Source organism: Mesorhizobium kamtschaticum (assembly GCF_056174585.1).
The window spans coordinates 1,458,131-1,476,202 of sequence record NZ_CM149691.1 but is presented as its reverse complement, the minus strand read 5'-3'; the positions used below and the strand labels follow the sequence as shown (position 1 = coordinate 1,476,202).

At 63.4% G+C, this 18,072-nt stretch carries 19 protein-coding genes and 1 tRNA gene; 11 read left to right on the top strand and 9 right to left on the bottom strand.

Annotated features, from left to right (window positions below; all coding sequences use genetic code 11):
- The 3 genes from AC0V7N_RS07190 to AC0V7N_RS07180 all read right to left on the bottom strand — a co-directional run bounded on the left by AC0V7N_RS07190 (position 1) and on the right by AC0V7N_RS07180 (position 2,557).
- Entirely contained in the window at positions 1-840 is an 840-nt protein-coding gene (locus AC0V7N_RS07190) for a TPM domain-containing protein (protein WP_475460233.1), read from the bottom strand.
- 55 nt (positions 841-895) lie between these two features.
- On the bottom strand, positions 896-1,741 hold the full coding sequence (locus AC0V7N_RS07185; protein ID WP_475456014.1) for a TPM domain-containing protein: 846 nt from the start codon (positions 1,739-1,741) through the stop codon (positions 896-898).
- Positions 1,742-1,918: 177 nt separating this feature from the next.
- Positions 1,919-2,557, bottom strand: a complete 639-nt coding sequence (locus AC0V7N_RS07180; RefSeq protein ID WP_172222459.1) for a LemA family protein — start codon at positions 2,555-2,557, stop codon at positions 1,919-1,921.
- Positions 2,558-2,719: 162 nt separating this feature from the next.
- Here AC0V7N_RS07180 and AC0V7N_RS07175 point away from each other — a divergent pair, with 162 nt between their 5' ends.
- The 6 genes from AC0V7N_RS07175 (at position 2,720) to AC0V7N_RS07150 (ending at position 8,014) form a co-directional block, all read left to right on the top strand.
- Positions 2,720-2,971, top strand: a complete 252-nt coding sequence (locus tag AC0V7N_RS07175) for a hypothetical protein (protein WP_475456011.1) — start codon at positions 2,720-2,722, stop codon at positions 2,969-2,971.
- Positions 2,972-2,984: 13 nt separating this feature from the next.
- Positions 2,985-3,869: a pyridoxal kinase PdxY gene (pdxY, locus tag AC0V7N_RS07170; RefSeq protein WP_475456009.1), complete on the top strand. Its 885-nt coding sequence runs from the start codon at positions 2,985-2,987 to the stop codon at positions 3,867-3,869.
- Positions 3,866-4,636, top strand: a complete 771-nt coding sequence (locus tag AC0V7N_RS07165) for a DUF429 domain-containing protein (protein WP_496627767.1) — start codon at positions 3,866-3,868, stop codon at positions 4,634-4,636. The genes pdxY and AC0V7N_RS07165 overlap by 4 nt, the downstream gene beginning before the upstream one ends.
- Positions 4,637-4,783: 147 nt before the next feature.
- A complete protein-coding gene (locus tag AC0V7N_RS07160; RefSeq protein ID WP_027060457.1) occupies positions 4,784-5,428 on the top strand; it encodes a carbonic anhydrase in 645 nt (214 codons plus the stop codon).
- Positions 5,425-5,859: a nuclear transport factor 2 family protein gene (locus tag AC0V7N_RS07155; protein ID WP_475456007.1), complete on the top strand. Its 435-nt coding sequence runs from the start codon at positions 5,425-5,427 to the stop codon at positions 5,857-5,859. Before AC0V7N_RS07160 ends, AC0V7N_RS07155 begins: the two co-directional genes overlap by 4 nt.
- 100 nt (positions 5,860-5,959) lie before the next feature.
- Positions 5,960-8,014: a M3 family metallopeptidase gene (locus AC0V7N_RS07150; protein ID WP_475456005.1), complete on the top strand. Its 2,055-nt coding sequence runs from the start codon at positions 5,960-5,962 to the stop codon at positions 8,012-8,014.
- A 161-nt stretch (positions 8,015-8,175) separates the two neighbouring features.
- Here AC0V7N_RS07150 and AC0V7N_RS07145 read toward each other — a convergent pair whose 3' ends face one another.
- From AC0V7N_RS07145 to AC0V7N_RS07130, 4 genes are all read right to left on the bottom strand, one after another.
- Entirely contained in the window at positions 8,176-9,648 is a 1,473-nt protein-coding gene (locus tag AC0V7N_RS07145; protein WP_475456003.1) for a M81 family metallopeptidase, read from the bottom strand.
- A gap of 81 nt (positions 9,649-9,729) precedes the next feature.
- Positions 9,730-10,554, bottom strand: a complete 825-nt coding sequence (locus AC0V7N_RS07140) for a carbohydrate ABC transporter permease (protein WP_032932166.1) — start codon at positions 10,552-10,554, stop codon at positions 9,730-9,732.
- The gene (locus tag AC0V7N_RS07135) at positions 10,551-11,420 is read right to left on the bottom strand and encodes a carbohydrate ABC transporter permease (RefSeq protein WP_475456000.1); all 870 of its coding nucleotides are present in this window, start codon (positions 11,418-11,420) and stop codon (positions 10,551-10,553) included. Before AC0V7N_RS07135 ends, AC0V7N_RS07140 begins: the two co-directional genes overlap by 4 nt.
- Positions 11,421-11,575: 155 nt before the next feature.
- Positions 11,576-12,808 (bottom strand): ABC transporter substrate-binding protein, encoded by a 1,233-nt coding sequence (locus AC0V7N_RS07130; RefSeq protein ID WP_475455998.1) that lies wholly within the window; start codon positions 12,806-12,808, stop codon positions 11,576-11,578.
- A gap of 182 nt (positions 12,809-12,990) precedes the next feature.
- On the opposite strand from AC0V7N_RS07130, the gene AC0V7N_RS07125 reads away from it, so the two are divergent.
- From AC0V7N_RS07125 to AC0V7N_RS07115, 3 genes are all read left to right on the top strand, one after another.
- On the top strand, positions 12,991-13,761 hold the full coding sequence (locus tag AC0V7N_RS07125) for an SDR family NAD(P)-dependent oxidoreductase (protein WP_475455996.1): 771 nt from the start codon (positions 12,991-12,993) through the stop codon (positions 13,759-13,761).
- Between the two features lie 2 nt (positions 13,762-13,763).
- The gene (locus AC0V7N_RS07120; RefSeq protein WP_475455994.1) at positions 13,764-14,831 is read left to right on the top strand and encodes an ABC transporter ATP-binding protein; all 1,068 of its coding nucleotides are present in this window, start codon (positions 13,764-13,766) and stop codon (positions 14,829-14,831) included.
- A 65-nt stretch (positions 14,832-14,896) separates the two neighbouring features.
- Positions 14,897-15,778 carry a MurR/RpiR family transcriptional regulator gene (locus AC0V7N_RS07115; RefSeq protein ID WP_475455992.1) on the top strand — a complete coding sequence of 294 codons (882 nt, stop codon included), beginning with the start codon at positions 14,897-14,899 and terminating at the stop codon, positions 15,776-15,778.
- 199 nt (positions 15,779-15,977) lie between these two features.
- Here AC0V7N_RS07115 and AC0V7N_RS07110 read toward each other — a convergent pair whose 3' ends face one another.
- Positions 15,978-16,289: a DUF167 domain-containing protein gene (locus tag AC0V7N_RS07110; RefSeq protein WP_475455990.1), complete on the bottom strand. Its 312-nt coding sequence runs from the start codon at positions 16,287-16,289 to the stop codon at positions 15,978-15,980.
- 7 nt (positions 16,290-16,296) lie between these two features.
- Positions 16,297-16,593, bottom strand: a complete 297-nt coding sequence (locus AC0V7N_RS07105; protein ID WP_475455988.1) for a YggT family protein — start codon at positions 16,591-16,593, stop codon at positions 16,297-16,299.
- 146 nt (positions 16,594-16,739) lie between these two features.
- On the opposite strand from AC0V7N_RS07105, the gene AC0V7N_RS07100 reads away from it, so the two are divergent.
- Together AC0V7N_RS07100 and AC0V7N_RS07095 are read left to right on the top strand one after the other, a co-directional pair.
- A tRNA-Ala gene (locus AC0V7N_RS07100) sits at positions 16,740-16,815 on the top strand.
- Positions 16,816-17,133: 318 nt separating this feature from the next.
- Positions 17,134-17,883: a helix-turn-helix domain-containing protein gene (locus AC0V7N_RS07095; protein WP_475455986.1), complete on the top strand. Its 750-nt coding sequence runs from the start codon at positions 17,134-17,136 to the stop codon at positions 17,881-17,883.
- The last annotated feature ends 189 nt before the right edge of the window (positions 17,884-18,072 follow it).

The following is an 18,072-nucleotide window of genomic DNA, read 5'->3' as shown; positions in this document are numbered from 1 at the left end:
TCACCAGCTTCCTGAAGAACCGCCACCGCCGGACGAGCCGCCGCCGTCCGAAAATCCGCCGCCGCTGCTTGACCCGGACGACCAACTGCTGCCGGAGCTTCCCGACGACCAGCCGCCATCCGACGAACCTGACGTCCAGCCGCTGCTGCCAGACGATCCGCTTGGCCCGCGACCGTAACGAAACGTCATGCCCAGCCATCTATACACGCCCGGCGACAGCTTGGTGCCGAACATCGGCGGCAGGAACGCCATCGCGATGCCGCCGAAGAACATCGTGCCCCACAGGATCAGGAACACCGCGAAGATTGGGTCGATGGGGGTGCTGCTGTCGGCGGGATTGCGCTTGCCGCGCGCTTCGAGCTCTTCGGGATTGCCCTGCAGCACCATGACCATGTCGTCGACGGCCTTGGAGATACCACCGGAGAAATCGCCGGCGCGGAACGCCGGCACCATGTCGTTTTCGATGATCAGCTTGGTGTGCAGGTCGGTCAGCGTACCTTCCAGCCCATAGCCGACCTCGATGCGCATCTTGTGGTCGTTCTTGGCCACCAGCAGCAGCACGCCGTTGTTTTCACCCGCCTGGCCGAGTTTCCAGAAACGGAACAGCCGGTTGGCGTAGGGTTCGATCTCCTCGCCGTCGAGGCTGGGGATGGTGGCCACGACGATCTGGTCGGAGCCCTTCTTCTCGAAATCGGCGAGTTTTTGCGTCAGCGCCGCCTTGGTCCCGGCATCGATGATGCCGGCATTGTCGACGACCCGTCCGGTCAGGACAGGCAGTTCGGCGGCGAAAACCGAAAAGCAGGACAACAGCAGCGCCAGCGCGGCCAGGAGAGCATGCATCGCCGGGTTGAAATGGCCAGGCCTCAACAGGCTGATGGTGCGTGTCGTCATGCCGTCACCAGCTTCCCGAGGAGCCGCCACCGCCGGACGAACCGCCGCCGCCGGAAAACCCACCGCCGCCGCCACCCGAAGACCAGCCACCTCCAGAACTGCCCGAGGACCAGCCGCCGCTTGAGGAGCGCCGTCCGGGCTCGAAGGTCATGCCGAGCCAGCGATAGCGTCCGGGCCCGAGCTTCTGGCCAAAGATCGGCGGCAGGATGGAGGCGGCGATGCCTCCGAAGAAGATGATCGCCCAGATGCCGATGAACACCGCGAAGAACAGATTGTCGGTGTTGATTGGCGGCTGCTGGTTGCGTTCGCCGCGCGCTTCCAGCTCTTCCGGGTTGCCTTCCAGCACCATGACCATGTCGTCGACGGCCTTGGAGATGCCGCCGGAGAAATCGCCGGCGCGGAAGGCCGGCACCATGTCGTTTTCGATAATCAGCTTGGTGTGCAGATCGGTCAGCGTGCCTTCCAGCCCGTAACCAACCTCGATGCGCATCTTGTGGTCGTTCGGCACGACCAGCAGCAACACGCCGTTGTTCTCCTTGGCCTGCCCGAGTTTCCAGAAGCGGAACAGCCGGTTGGCATAGGGCTCGATCTCCTCGCCGCCGAGACTGGGTATTGTGGCAACGACGATCTGGTCGGAGCCCTTGGTCTCGAAGTCGGCGAGTTTTTGCGTCAGCGCAGCTCTAGTCCCGGCATCGATGATGCCGGCATTGTCGACGACGCGGCCCGTGAGCGCCGGCAGGTCGGCGGCGAAGGCGGTTAGGGGGAGGAAAAGGATGCTGGCAAGAAGGCCAAGAAGGGTGAGGTAAGCGCGAGGCCCCCCTCTCTGTCCTACCGGACATCTCCCCCTCAAGGGGGGAGATTGGCGGCTTCGTTGCCGGCTCCCACTTTGAGAGGTTGAAGATTGGCGAAGGCCTGGGCCACGGCTGATCTCCCCCCTTGAGGGGGAGATGTCCGGCAGGACAGAGGGGGGTGTTTGCACGCCAGCGGTCCGTCTTGTGGCAAAGAGACGCTCAGCCGATTTCGCGAATTACCCACCCTGCTTCGTGCCGAAATCGACCTTCGGCGGCTGCATCTTGTCTTCGTCGACGGTGAAATTGGCGTAGGGCTCGTTGCTGCGGAACCAGAAGGTCGCCCACAGCACAGACGGGAAGGTCTTCAGCGTCAGATTATAGTCCCTGACCGCCTGGATGTAGTCGCGCCGCGCCACCGCGATGCGGTTCTCAGTGCCCTCGAGCTGGGCCTGCAGCGCGAGAAAGTTCTGGTTGGCCTTGAGATCAGGATAAGCCTCCGACACAGCGATCAGCCGCGACAGCGCGCTGGTCAGCCCAGCCTGGGCATCCTGGAACTTCTTGAGCGCTTCGGGATCCTTCAGCGTTTCCGGCGTCACCGTGATCTGCGTTGCCTTGGCGCGGGCCTCGACCACCGCGTCGAGCGTGTCCTTTTCATGCGAGGCATAGCCTTTGACCGTCTCGACCAGATTGGGGATGAGGTCGGCGCGGCGCTGGTACTGGTTCAGCACCTCGCTCCATGCCGCCTTGGCGTTTTCCTCCGCCGTCGGGATCGTGTTGTAGCCGCAGCCGGCAAGCAACGGCAGCACGATTGCCATCATCAGGAAGGCGGGCAGCGTGCGGAATGTCGATGGTCGAGCAAGGCGCTGGGCAAGCATGATGGGGTCCCTCGGTAGAAGTTGCATGCGAAGCATTACCACAATCAGCGCGCAAGAAAACGGCCTCGACCTCTGGCGCAGGCCCGGCATCCATTGCCTGTCGCAAGGCCCTGTGATTGGCCGCGCGAACGCGGTAAGGTCCGGTTAAAACGGGACATCATCATGGCGGAACGCCACGACAGCGAGAGCGAATCGCGCCGCATCCTCGAACGCGTTGCGCGCGAGACGGATCCGTCCGGCACCTCGTTTGTGGCGCGGACCACGAAAGGCGTGCGCGACCACGTCTCCGCCGCCGATGCCGATCGCGACGATCCGATCGAAGTCTGGGGCACCCGCATTGGCCGAACACTCGGCCTGCTTCTGACGCTGGGCCTGATGGTCTGGCTCGTGCTTTACGTCATCCGGGGCAGTTAGGAATCAAAGAACAATGAGCGCCGAGCAAACCGACGCGCCGCGTGCGGTCATCGTCATTTCCAGCCATGTCGTGCGTGGTTCGGTCGGCAACCGTGCCGCCGTGTTTGCGCTGGAGACGCTTGGATTTCCGGTCTGGGCCGTGCCCACGGTGACGCTGCCCTGGCATCCCGGCCACGGGCGGGCGACGCGCATCGTGCCGCCACTCGACCAGTTCAAGGCGCTGATGGCCGATCTCGAGCGCGCGCCATGGCTGGGCGAGGTCGGCGCCGTGCTGTCGGGCTATCTCGGCGAAGCCGGCCAGGCCGAGGCCGTCGCCTCGCTGGTCGCCTCAGTCAAGGCCAGGACGCCGGATGCCGTCTATATCTGCGATCCGGTGATGGGCGATTCCGGCGGCCTCTATGTGCCCGAGCCCACCGCCGCCGCCATGCGCGACCGGCTGATGCCGATCGCCGACATCGCCACGCCCAACCGCTACGAGCTGGAATGGATGGCCGGCGTTCCCTTGCCCGATTTGAAATCCGTGATCTCGGCCGCACTCCACGCCGGACCGTCGACCATGCTGGTCACCTCGGCACAGTCGATGATGATTGGCGGCACCGGCAATCTGCTGCTCGACGGCACCCAGGCGCTGCTGGCCGAACACCGTCTGATCGACAAGCCGCCGAATGGCCTGGGCGATCTGACGGCGGCCGTCTACCTCGCCCGCATCCTCTCCGGCCAGCCGCCCGTCAAGGCGCTGCAATCGACCACGGCGGCGGTCTACGAGATCCTGGCACGCACCGCAAAACGCGGCGGCGACGAGCTGCAGCTCGAAACCGACGCGCAGAGCCTGTCGCACCCGATGGCCATGGTGCAGCTGCGCCACCTCACGCATCCGGGGCGGGACCGCCGGGCGTGACATCGACGAAGGTCGTGCTGGTCGGCGCCGATGGCTGCAAGGCCGGCTGGATCGCCGTGCGGCGCAATCCCGGCATGGCGCCTTCCGTCGAGGTTTTTGTCAGCTTCGCCGCGCTGCTCGCGGCAAATCCCGATGACGCCATTGTCGCCGTCGATATGCCGATCGGTCTGCCGGAGTTCTCAAGTAAGGGCGGCCGCGGACCGGAAGCGCTGGTGCGCCCGCTGCTTGGCGCACGCCAGTCCAGCGTGTTTTCCATCCCATCCCGCGCCGCGCTCTATGCAGACACCAGCGACTTCACCACGATCGAGGCCTGGTACGCCGCTCATAACAGGGCAAGTGAGGTGGCCAGGGCCACATCCGATCCGCCGCGCGGCGTTTCGATCCAGGCCTTCGGCATTTTCTCGAAAATTCGCGAGATCGACACCTTGCTGATCGCACGCCCCGATCTGCGCGGACGCGTCTTTGAATCGCATCCGGAAGTCGCCTTCTGCCGCCTGAACGGCGGCCAGGCCATGCAGCTGCCGAAGAAGATCAAGGGCAGCGTCAACCCGACCGGCATGGCGGAGCGCAAGGCGCTGCTGTGCCGGCACGGCTATGACATGGGCTTTCTCGACCAGCCGCCGCCGCGTGGCGCGGCCGCCGACGATTTCCTCGATGCGGCCGCCATGATGCTGATCGCCGGCCGCATCGCCGGCGGCACGGCCAAGCCATTTCCGGACCCGCCACTCGCCGACGGTTTTGGCATACCGGTTGCCATCTGGGCGTGACAGCGTCGGCCGACGTCGCGCTTTGGCGCACGGCATTTATGGCCAGCACCCACAATTCTGCATTGCTCGCGACAGGCTTTTACCGTTAGAGCCTTTCTCGACCGCAAAGAGCTGCCGCCTCCAACCCCGGAAAGGCCTTAGCCGCCCATGCCTCATCTTCCCGACCATCTCCTCGCCGGCTACCGCAATTTTATGAATGGCCGCTACCTCACCGAGAGCGGCCGCTATCGCGAGCTCGCCCGCGAGGGGCAGGCCCCGGAAACCATGATCGTTGCCTGCTGCGATTCGCGCTCGGCCCCCGAAGCGATCTTCGACGCCGGCCCGGGCGAACTCTTCGTGCTGCGCAATGTCGGCAATCTGGTGCCGCCCTACGAGCCGGATGGCGAGTTCCATTCGACGTCGGCCGCGCTCGAATTCGCGGTGCAGAGCCTCAAGGTCAAGAACATCGTCGTCATGGGCCACGGCCGTTGCGGCGGCATCCGCGCCGCGCTCGACCCGAATTCCGCGCCGCTGTCCCCCGGCGATTTCATCGGCAAATGGATGAGCCTGATCGCGCCAGCCGCCGAAACCGTCTCCTCCAGCACCTTCATGACGGCAACGGAGCGCCAAACCGCGCTTGAACGCATCTCGATCCGCTACTCGATCGCCAACCTCAGGACCTTTCCTTGCGTCTCGATCCTCGAGGGCAAGGGGCGGCTGTCGCTGCATGGGGCCTGGTTCGACATCTCGACCGGCGAGCTCTGGGTGATGAACAAGGAGACCGGCGATTTCGAGCGGCCGGTGCTGGAATGAACGGAAAGGCGCGCCAGGTGATGAACGTCCGGTCGGTCGTTTTCACGGCCGCCGCACTGCTGGTAGCGATCATTGCCGCCCGCGCCGATGACGGCGCCATCATCAGCCGCTGGTATTCGGCGCTGCTGGTCGCCGACCGCACCGAACTCGCCGACCTGCTCGCCGACGATGTCCGCATCAAGCTCGATGACCTCGGCGTCGTTCAAAGCAAGCAGGAGTTCATCGCCTCGCTCGACGAATGGAAAGGGGCCGTTGCAGGTGCCGCGATCCGCCACCGCATCGAGAAGAGCGAGGGCGGCGTCACCACGGTGATCGCCTGCTACGATTTCCCCGACAATGACATGCTGATGCAGGAAACCTTCGCGGTGGCAAACAACCGCATCACCGCCAGCTCGCAGGCGGCAATCGCCGAAAACTGCGAGGGCTACTGACGAAAACCTGACCGTCGGCGCGGTTGCGCGCGGCAAACCAGCGCCCTACATCGGTGGTGACCCACCCCTTCCCCTCGCCGTCATATCCGAAAGACAGCTCATGACTTCCAAAAAAGCCATCGATCTCGCCGCCCACCCGCTGACCACGTGGCAAGGGCCGCTCGGCCTGCCCGACTTTGCCCATATCGGCGACGACGATTTCTCCCCGGTCTTCGACGCGGCGCTGAAGGCGCATGAGGCCGAGATCGAGGCGATCGCCGGCAACACGGATGCAGCGACCATCGAGAACACGCTTGAGGCACTGGAACTCGGTGGCGAGGCGCTCGATCACGTCTCGTCGATCTTCTGGTGCCGCGCCGGCGCTTACACCAACGACACCATCCAGGCGCTGGAGCGCGACATCTCGCCAAAAATGTCCAGGCATTTTTCGGCGATCTCGATGAACGAGAGATTGTTTGCCCGCATCGACGACCTCTACCAGCGCCGCGAGAGCCTGGGCCTCGACGCCGAGACCTTGCGGGTGCTGGAGAAGACCTGGAAAGGTTTCGTCCGCTCCGGCGCCAAGCTCAATGCCGACGGCAAGAAGCGGTTGGCGAAGATCAGCGAAGAGCTGTCCTCTCTCGGCACGACCTTCGGCCAGAACGTGCTCGCCGACGAACGCGACTGGGCGCTGTTCCTCGACGAGACCGACCTTGCCGGCCTGCCCGGCTTCGTGAAGAGTTCGATGGCCGAAGCCGCCGAGATGCGCGGCCAGAAAGGCCGCTATGCCGTCACTTTGTCACGCTCGATCTACGAGCCGTTCACGACCTTCTCGGAACGCCGCGACCTGCGCGAGATCGCCTTCCGCGCCTTCACCATGCGCGGCCAGAATGGCGGCGCCACCGACAATACGTCAGTTGTGCGCGACATGCTGAAACTGCGCGCCGAAAAGGCAAAACTGCTCGGCTACGCCTCCTTTGCCGCGCTGAAACTCGACGACACCATGGCCAAGACGCCGAAGGCGGTGCATGCGTTGCTCGACCCGGTCTGGGAAAAGGCGCTGGAAAAGGCCGCCGCCGACCAGAAGGAGTTGGAGCGGCTGGCGGCGGAAGCCGGCAGCAATGAAAAATTCGCCGCCTGGGACTGGCGCTTCTACCAGGAGAAGCTGCGCGCGGAAAAATTCGCTTTCGACGAGGCGGAGCTGAAGCCGTATCTGCAGCTCGAGCGGGTCATCGACGCCTGCTTCGACGTGGCGACCAAACTCTTCGGCATCACCTTCGAGGAGAAAAAAGGCATTGCCGCCTGGCACCCCGACGCGCGTGTCTTCGTGGTGAAAAACGCCGACGGCAGCGAGCGCGGCCTGTTCCTCGCCGATTATTTCGCGCGGCCGTCAAAACGCTCCGGCGCCTGGATGAGCGCGCTGAAGTCCGGCTACAGACTGGGTGGCGGCTCGAAGCCGGTGATCTACAACATCATGAACTTCGCCAAGCCGCCGGCGGGCGAGCCGGCATTGCTGTCGGTCGACGAGGCGAAAACGCTGTTCCACGAGTTCGGCCATGCGCTGCACGGCATGCTGACCGACGTGACCTGGCCGTCGGTTGCCGGCACCTCCGTCAGCCGCGATTTCGTCGAACTGCCCTCGCAGCTCTACGAGCACTGGCTGACGGTGCCGGCGGTGCTGGAAAAGCACGCTTTGCACGTCAAGACCGGCAAGCCGATGCCCAAGGCGCTGCTCGACAAGATGCTGGCCACGCGCACGTTCGGCGCCGGCTTCGCCACGGTGGAATTCACGTCCTCCGCCTTGATGGACATGGCCTATCACGCGCGGCCCGACGCCCCGGCGGAGCCGCTTCGTTTCGAAGCCGAAACGTTGGCAAAACTCGATATGCCCGACACCATCGTGATGCGCCACCGCACCCCGCATTTCGGCCATGTCTTCTCCGGCGACGGCTACTCGGCCGGCTACTACTCCTACATGTGGTCGGAAGTGCTCGATGCCGATGCTTTCGCCGCCTTCGAGGAGACCGGCGATCCCTTCAACCCGGCGCTGGCCGAACGGCTGAGAAAGAACATCTATGCCGCCGGCGGCTCGAAGGACCCGGAAGAGCTCTACACCGCGTTTCGCGGCAAGATGCCTTCGCCCGAAGCGATGATGGTGAAGAGGGGGCTGGTGTAGCGCGGATAGTCTCCCCCATCGAGGGGGAGATGGCCGCGAAGCGGCCAGAGGGGGTCGGTCCGACTGGGCTCGGCCTCCTGCGGCAGATGCAGGTTGGCGCTCTACGCGAGAGGACCCCTCTGTCGCCTTCGGCGACATCTCCCCCTCTAGGGGGGAGATTATCACTTCCACGGATCCGCCACCCTAGGCCACACCGGCCGCGTCAGCTTCTTGTAATCCGTCACCGCCGGATTGCTCGGATAGGAACTCGGCGCCGTGACATAGATGATCTCGGCGGCGATCGGCTCGAAGCCGGCATAAAAATGGTTGGTCGACTTGATCAGCAAGATATCCTTGCTCATCGGATCGACGCCGATGTTGGAAAAAATGTCCGGCTCGAAGGTCTGGGTGCGGTTGGTGTTGAGGATGATGTCGACCTCGGTGCCTTCGATGCGGACCAGCGCGGTCGGCCCGAGCGTCACCCGGCTCGGCCCGAAACTCTGCCAGCCCTCCGCAACGGCCTTCAGCACCTTGACGCGGGCGTCGATCGGCTCGCCCGCCAATGGCCCGGCCTTGCCGCCGAAGCGCAGATCAATGACGGCGCCCTCGCCCGCCGCCTGACAGAAGGTCACGGCGATCGGATCCCAGATCGTCGCCACGCCGACATTGTTTAGCCGACGTTCCAGCATGGCGCGCAGCACCACCGTGCCGTCGCCGGCAACGCCGCCGCCCGGATTGTCCCAGATATCGGCGATGACCACCGGTCTGTCCTGCCTTTCCGCACGCACCGCCAGCGCCCGGTCGATGCCGTCGGCGGTGTTCAGCATCGTCATCGCCGTCTTTTCGCGCAGTGCGTAGAGCTCGCGTCCCAGCCGTTTCGCCAGCGCATCGCCCTTGGCCTTGTCATTGTCGGTGACAACCAAGATGCGTGTGCCCATTTCCGGCACGTCGGCGGCCATGAAGCCGTGGATGACCGAGACCGACAGCACGCCGTCCTTGCCGTGCAGCGCCTTGATGCGGTCGACAAAGGAGCGCATCGGCTCGCGGCTGGTCGGCAGCACCTGGATCATGCGGCAGTCGAACGTCGAGATGACGGGTTTGATCTCGCCCCGCGCCGCGGCCAGCCCAAGCTCGACGACATGTTCGCCGCGTTCGTAGAAATCGGTGTGCGGGAATTCGAGGAAGTAGGCCATGATATCGGACGCCGCCACGCGCTTCGGCGTCAGATGGCTGTGCGGATCGAACTCCGAGGCGATCACCACGCCGGGCCCGACAATTCCGCGCACACGTTCCAGCAGATCGCCCTCGCAATCGTCATAGCCCTGCGCCACCATGGCGCCATGCAGGCCGAGAATGACGGCGTCGACCGGCAGAGCCGCTTTCAACTGGTCGAGGATTTCGTCGCGCAGCGCCTCAAAGGTCTGCCGCTGTACTAGGCCGCCCGGCTCCGCCCAGGTGGCGGTGCCTTCGATGACGGTCAGGCCCTCTCTTGCCGCGCGCCGGCGCAAGGCGACGATCGGCGAGGAGCACAGCGTCGGTGTCTCCGGATGCTTGCCTGGCCCGGCATAGAACGCCATCTCGAACGAGGCCCGGTCGGTCGGCACCGGCGAGAAGGTGTTGGTTTCCGTCGCCAGCGAGGCGGTGAAGATGCGCATGAAAGCTCCGTGGTGGACTTTTTGTTTTTCGCAATTCCGGGCGGAAAACCGCTACACGCTTTCCTGGAATTGCTGGGATTGCTATTTGACCGCCCCGAGCGCCAGCCCCCGGACGAGGTAGCGCTGCAGCCAGATGAACAGGATCGCCACCGGCAGCGTCGCCAGCAGCGTCGCGGCCATGACGTGATGCCACTCGATTGTGTAGCGGCCGGCGACCAGCGAGAACACCTGGATCGGCAGCGTGTAGCTCTCCTGGCTGCGCAGCATGGTCAGCGCGACAACGAATTCGTTCCAGGCGTTGATGAAGGTGAAGATTGCGGTCACCGCGATCGCCGGCAGGCAGAGCGGCAGGAACACCTTGCGCAGCGTCAGCCAGCGGCCGGCGCCTTCCATCCAGGCCGCCTCCTCGAGATCGCGCGGAATGGTGTCGAAATAGCTCTGCAGCATCCACACCGTGAAGGCGACGTTGAAGGCCATGTAGATGAAGCCGAGCGCCGTCGTCGATTCGACCAGCCCCCAGGCGGCCATCAGCCGAAACAGGCCGAGCACCAGCACGATCGGTGAGATCATCTGCGAGATCAGCAGGAACTGGCGGAAGGCACCATAGCCGGCAAAGCGAAAGCGCGACATGGCGTAGGCTGCCGGGACCGAGATCAAGATGGCGCCGACGGTGGCGATGATCGAGACGTATAGCGAATTGGCCAGCGCCTGGCCGAAGCCGGTCGCAACCCACATGTCGGAGAAATTCGACCAGCGGAACTCGCTCGGCCACCAGGTCGGCGACAGCACCTCCTGCCTTGGCTTGACCGCAGTCAGGAACATCACCGCGAAGGGAAAGATCGTCACCACGATCAGCGGCGCCAGCAGCAGCCAGGCGATGACAGTCCGCTTCAGCTTGCTTGTCATGCGCGCTGCTCCCGCATGGCGAGGCGTACATAGATCATGGTGAAGACCAGCAATATGGCGAACATCACCAGCGACACTGCAGACGCCTCCCCCAGTTTGCCGATGCGGAAGGCGAGCTTGTAGAGGTGGGTGACCAGGATGTCGGTCGAGTTGGCCGGCCCGCCCTGCGTCATCACCCAGATGATCGGGAACGAATTGAAGACGTAGATGGTGTTGAGCACGATGGCGATGTTGATGAACGGTTTCAACAGCGGAAAGGTGATCTCGCGGAACTGCTGCAGCGGCGTGGCACCCTCAAGGGCAGCCGCCTCGTAGAGATCGTCCGGGATCGACGACAGGCCGCCGAGGAAGATCGTCGTGGTGAACGGCACCGTCACCAATATGCCGATCAGCACCTGCATCGGAAAAGCGGTACTGGCCTGCGCCAGCCACTGGATGTTGTGGTCGATGATGCCGAGGCCAAGCAGCGCCGAATTCAGCATGCCGCTTTCGCCGCTCAGCGCCCAGCGCCAGACCACCGCGGTCATGGTCAGCGACACCGCCCAGGGCAGCATGATGATGACACGGGCGATGCCACGGCCGTAAAAGTCGGTGTTGAGGATCATTGCCACCGGCACCGACAGCAGCAGCGCGCCGCCGACCACTAGCACGGTCCATAAACCGGTACGCCAGAGTGCTGCGACAAAGTCAGGATCGGCGGCGAGTGCCGCGAAATTGGCAAGGCCGCTGAACTCGCGCAACTGGCCGAAGCGGTTGACGTCATGCGTCGAGATCTGGATCAGATCCCAGACCGGCCAGAAGATGACGACCGCCGCCAGGAACAGGCTGGGCAAGGTCAGGAGATAGGGCAAGAAGCGATTTTGCATCGGCTGGCCTGCGCCTCGGCGCGTGGATCAGAAGTTTCTATGCGAATTTCGGATCCACCGCACCAGGCGGGAAACCAAGGGAGTGGCGCGCCCAGCCTGAGTCTGGGGCGCGCCACGGGCGCAGGGAGATACGCCCTATTTCTTGAGCATGACCGCTATTTCTTCAGCACTGCATTGGCCTTGGCCGCCGCCTCCTTCAGGCCTGCCTCGGGGTCGCCGCCGAGATAGATCTTCTGCATGGCGTCCGAGGTGATCTGGGCGACTTCTTCCCAGCCCGGGATGACCGGCGCGAAGCGGGCGTCGGGCAGCAGCGCGGTGAAGGCGGCCAGATCGGCATTGTTGACGTAGTAATCCATCTTGGCCTCTTCCTTGTTCACCGGCAGGAAGCCTTCGCCTTGCGTGAACTTGGCGCGCTGCTCGGTGGTGAACAGGAAGTCCATCAGCTTCCAGGCCTCATCCTTGTTCTTGGAGTTCTTGAACATGATCATGGAATCGGTGACGCCATAGGTGCCGCGCGCACCGGTCGGACCAGCCGGAATGGCGGCGACGCCATATTTCAGGCTCGGTGCCTCATCCTTGATCTGGTTGGACAGGAAGGGCGCGGTGATCATCATGCCGACCTTGCCCTGCTTGAACAGGTTCTGCACGTCCTCGCGGTTGTTGGAGGTGACGCCCGGTTCGGTCAGCCCCTCGTCGATCATCGACTTGTAGAGCTTGGCGGCTTGGAGCGCGCCCGGCGTGCCAAGGCCCGACGTGCCGTCCTTGTTGAGGATTTCGGTGCCCTGCGACCACATCGCATAGTAATAATAGACGTCGGTCTCGATCTCCTTGCCCTGCAGGCCGAAACCGAAAGTGCCGGAACCAAGCGCCTTGATCTTGCGGGCATCGTCCTGCAGCTCGGTCCAGGTCGCCGGCGGCTTGGCGATTCCGGCCTTCTCGAACAGCTCCTTGTTGTAATACATGGCGCGCGCCGAGGCGGCGATCGGCAGGCCGTAGGTCTTGCCGCTCATGATCGAAGGCGACAGGAAGGTGTCGATGAAGCGGCCCTTGAATTCGGGCGTGATGTAACCGTCGAGCGGTTCGGCGACGTCCTGCTGGACGAAGTCGATCAGCCAGCGTGTGCCGATGATCGACAGATCCGCATTGGTGCCGGCGGTGATGTCAGTGGTCAGCTTCTGCAACAGCACATCCCACGGCACGACTTCGAACTTGACTGTGATGCCGGGGTTCTTCGCCTCGAATTCCTTCTTGACCGCTTCGAAGTAGGGGCCGGTCTTGGCGCTGTATTCGGCGACGGTGACGCGCACTTCACCCGCCTCCGCCTGCGCCGCGAAGGCCAGCATGCTCATTCCGGCCATCAGGCCGGCAGTCCATTTGGCAAGGCTCATCTGATCTCTCCCATTTGTTCCCGGTATTTGCGCTCCTTGTGCCGATGGCTGACACAAGATTTATGTGACTTTCCTACATTATCGAGGAATTTACGGCATGCAAGCGGATTATCGTGTTGCTTAATTACATTCCATTCATTAGCCTGCCGACATCTGCCTGACCTGCCGGAGGAGCGAGCGCCGTGGTTTCGAAAGCCGAATTCGAGGGCCGCACTGTCGTCGTCACCGGTGCCGGCGGCGGCCTTGGCTCGGCAATCGTCGCACTTCTGGCCGGAAGGGGCGCACGGGTGGTCGGCTGCGACCAGTCGCAGGAGGCGCTGGCGAGCCCGCACCTCGCCTCGCGCCATGTCTTCAACCTTCTCGACCGGGCTTCGATCGAGGCGGGAATCGCAGCCGTGCTCGACAAAGACGGCGTTCCCGACATCCTGATCAACAATGCCGGCTGGACACGCGCCGAGACGATCTCCGCACTCAACGCCGACAAGATCGAGCACGAGCTCGACCTCAATTTGACCGGGGTGATGACTTTCGCCGACCCTATTGTGAAGGCGATGGCGGCACGCGGCTCCGGCAGCGTCGTCTTCATCTCCTCCGTCAACGCCATCGCGCATTTCGGCAACCCTGCCTATGCCGCGGCCAAGGCCGGCATCAACGCCTATGCCAAGTCGATCGCCGTCGAGCTCGGCCGCAGTGGCGTGCGCGCCAATGTGGTTTGCCCCGGATCGATCCGCACCGCCGCCTGGGACCATCGCCTGGCCAAGGACCCGGAAATCCTGGGCAAGCTCAAGCGGCTCTATCCGCTCGGCCGCATCGTCAACGCCTCGGAAGTGGCGGAAGCCGTGGCTTTCCTTGCCTCGGACCGGGCATCGGGCATAACAGGCGTGGTGATGCCCGTGGACGCCGGGTTGACCGCCGGCTGCCTGCCGTTCATCGACGACATATTGGGAGCGTGATCATGACCGACGTCCTGTTTCGCAACCTGTCGAAATCCTTCGGTCAGCACAGGATCCTGGAAAACATCAGCCTCGACATCAAAAGCGGTGAGTTCGTGGTGCTGGTCGGCCCGTCCGGCTGCGGCAAGTCGACCCTGCTGCGCATGTTGGCCGGCCTGGAGACAATCACATCGGGCGATCTGCTGATCGGCGGCGTGCGCGCCAACGACCTGCCGCCGCAGCAGCGCAACATCGCCATGGTGTTCCAGTCCTATGCACTGTTCCCGCATCTCAAGGCATCAGACAATATCGGCTTCGGCCCAAAGATCCGTGGCGAGAACCGCGCGGCGATCGACCAGAAGGTCAAGAAGGCGTCCGGCGTCCTCAACCTCTATTCCTATCTCGACCGCTATCCGCGCCAGCTCTCGGGCGGCCAGCGCCAGCGTGTCGCCATGGGCCGCGCCATCGTGCGTGAGCCTTCGGTGTTCCTGTTCGACGAGCCGCTCAGCAATCTCGACGCGCAATTGCGCGTGCAGATGCGCACCGAGATCAAGGCGCTGCACCAGCGGCTGAAATCGACCATCGTCTATGTCACCCATGACCAGATTGAAGCCATGACCATGGCCGACCGCATCGTCGTGATGGATCGTGGCCAGATCCAGCAGGTTGGAGCGCCGCTGGAACTCTATGACCGGCCGGCCAACAAGTTCGTCGCCGGCTTCCTCGGCTCGCCGTCGATGAGTTTTGTCTCAGGCGCCCTCAAGTCGACGTCTGACAAAAGCTGGTTCGAGTCGGCCGGCGGCGGCCGGCTTGCGCTTGCTAGCAAGGCGGTGCCGGCAGGCAGCGCCGTGGAGGCCGGGATCCGGCCTGAGCACTTCATCATCGGTGAGGCCACCGACGCCATGGCAATCAAGGTGGATGTCGTCGAGCCGACCGGCTCGGAAACCCATGTCTATGGCGCCATCGGCACTGACACGGTGCGCGCCGTGTTCCGCGACAGGGTGCCAGTCAGGCCGGGCGATGTGCTGCCGGTCTCGGTCGATCCCGGCAACATCCATCTGTTCGACAAGGCGACGGGGCTGCCGCTATAACGCCTACCCCTGCGAAGGCAATGGCATGAAGACGAAGCGACCAACATGAAGACGAAAACACGGGCATGAAGACGCCGGCCGACATCATCACGCGGCTGCAGCTGATGTCGCAGGACGGCACCAAGTCGGATCGCCGGCTGGCCAGCCTCGTGCTCTCAGATCTCGACTTCGCCTCCAAGGCGGCGATCTCGGAGATTGCCGCGCGCGTCGGCGTCAGCGAACCGACGGTGACCCGCTTCTGCCGCAATCTCGGCTGCGAGGGGCTGCGCGATTTCAAATTCTACCTGGCGCAGGCCATCGCCATCGGCGGCCAATATTTGTCGCCAGAGCCGCTGAGCCGCGACGCGCGTGAGCAACGTATCGCCACCGCCATCACCGAAGCGGCGATCTCGGCCATCCAGCGCGCCAGCGAGAACCTCGACATGACGACGCTGGTCGCCGTCGCCGAGCGGCTCGCGACGTCAGGCAATGTGCTGTGCATCGGCTCCGGCGGCATCTCCTCGATGATGGCGACCGAGATGCAGAACCGGCTGTTTCGGCTCGGCCTGCCGGTGCTGGCGCAGATCGACGGCCAGTTGCAGCGCATGTACGCCGCCGTCGCCACATCGGAAACCACGCTGGTCGCTTTTTCGGTGTCCGGCTATGCGCGATCGGTCATCGAGGCGGTGCAGGTCGCCCAGCAATATGGCGCCACCACGGTCGCCATCACGGCACCCGATTCGGCACTGGCCAAGGCCGCCGACACAGTCATCCACCTGCAGCCGCTCGAGGACGGCAACATCTACAAGCCGACATCGTCGCGCTATGCGCTGCTGGCGATCGTCGACATGATCGTGACATCGGTTGCCGAGACGCGCGGCCCGAGGGTGCTGGAGAATTTGCGCCGCATCAAGCAGAGCGTGAACACGCTGAAGGTCGACGATCCAAGGCTGCCGCTGGGCGATTGAAGACGAACCGGGGTGATCACGTCGGGCAAAGGCCCCCTCATCCGGATTGCCAACCGAATTGCGAAGGGCAATTCGGGACAATCCGACCTCTCCCCGAGGGGAGAGGAGTACGGGCGCCGACGCCTTTCTCTTCTCCCCTGCGGAGAGAAGGTGGCCGCGCAGCGGCCGGATGAGGGGGACGCCCTCAACAATCCGGGCGCTACCGGCCGAGCGCCTCAACGTGCTGCGCCAGCGCCTCCGGATCACCCGCTATGCTCAGTGTCTTGAGCCGGGCCGTGCCGCCGGCAACAACCGAAACAGCGGATGCCGGCACGCCGAACGCCTTAGCGACCAGCTTCTCCAGCGCTTGATTGGCGGCGCCGTTTTCCGGTAAGGCGCGGACCCGCGCCTTCAAATGGCTTCGCCCGTCCGCCAATGTTTCGACGCCTTCAAGCCTGTCCACGGAAGATTTCGGCGTCAGCCGCACGAACAGATCGATGCCGTTCTCGCGGATGCGGAACGGCGCGCTCATGCAGCCGTCAAGCGCCCAACAACAGCGGCGCTATCGTGGTGAGAATGAACTGCCTGAGGAAGAACAGGATCAAGAGCAGGATGATCGGCGAGATGTCGACGCCGCCAAGATCCGGCATAAAGCGGCGGATCGGCCGTAGCGCCGGCTCGGTCAGCCGATAGAGCATGTTGCCGATGCTGCCGACGAACTGGTTTTTCGAATTGACGACGTTGAAGGCGTAGAGCCAGGAGAAGATCGCGGAGGCGATGATGACCCACCAGTAGAGGTCGAGCGCCATGACGATGGTTTGTATGAGGGCGAGCATGCCGGTCTCCAATTGTTGCCGACATGTAGCCATTGCACGCCAAACCGGCAAGGGCCGGCAGCCGACGCGCCAGGCAACAAGGATTTCGGCAAAACGCCGCCTTGACAGAAATCCGCCGCGCCCGATAAATGCGCCATCCGTTGGACGGGGCTGTAGCTCAGCTGGGAGAGCGCGTCGTTCGCAATGACGAGGTCAGGAGTTCGATCCTCCTCAGCTCCACCATCGGAACAATCGGTTTTCCGCTTTTCTGCCAGGGCGCAAGCGCCGTTCCACGCATCGCGACGCGGCGCTCAGCGCCAATGTCCCCAAAAAAAGCCATAGGCGATTTCGCGATCTCCGGGGCAAGGCAATTGTCAATTGGACTTATGGCGATGGCCGCCCGCTGGATCCGCGCTATTTTTTTTGCAAGCGGTCCCATTAGACTGGCGCTCTCAAATCAGTTTTTTCTGTGTGTTGTGACAAGGCGTTTCGGCGGGGGCGACCGAAGGCGCTATATGGATTCCGAGTCGGAATGAAGAAGTCGCCTGCGAAAGCAAATACGTGTCCATTCGCGAGAACCTCGCTGCAAATCTCAGACGGCTCTGTAAGGACCATGCCTCCGTTAGCGCGGTATGCCGTGAGTTGGGTATCAACCGCACGCAGTTCGAGCGGTACCTGCAGGGGCAGACCGTTCCGAACAAAGCCACGGCCAAACTGATCTGCGACTACTTCCGCATCGATGAAGCCGAACTGTACCAGGACCCTGGTACCCCTGAGCCCATGGCTCCCGGCCTGCCGCCGATTTCCGAAAGCCTGTTCAACCAGATGATCCGCCCACCCGCCCCATCGATCGCGGGCGGCACCTATTTCACCTACTTTTCGATCCCGACCCGTTCCGACCTCCTGATGCGGTCGGTGACCTTCGTGCGTCGCGAGGCCGAACTGGTCACATTCCGCCGGGTCACCGGATGGTCGGAGCGCCGTGGCTCGACATGGGCGCGGGCGCGCGGCAACCACTATGGCGTGGCGATCTCGCGCCTGAACTGGATCTATTTCAGCGGCGTCAACCGTCGCCAGACCGGCGAACCTTCCCTGATCTCCGTGCAGTGGGCTCCCATCTCCGAGCCGGTGCTGACGGGCAAGGCCATGCTTCTGACCGAGGCTGGGCCGGCATTCGTGTCGGTCATCATGCGGCAGGATATGTCCGGTATCCGGCCACGGCATGCGATCCGCATGGCGCATGTCGTCAGGCTTGACGACCCGGGCATCGATCAACTCGTCGTCAGCCTCGCCCGGGACGGGCTGGGCTAGCTGATCGGTTACGCTAAATAAGAATAAGAGTATCCCGAAAAAGCGTATGCTAGCGATTGCCTACTCCATATTTGAGCAAAATCGATATTTTAGACTTTATCGACAAGAAAGATATTTTAGATCACGTTGGCTTTACTACAATTTTAACAAACCATTAACTCTTTCGACCTTACCTTTCCTCTCGCGGAT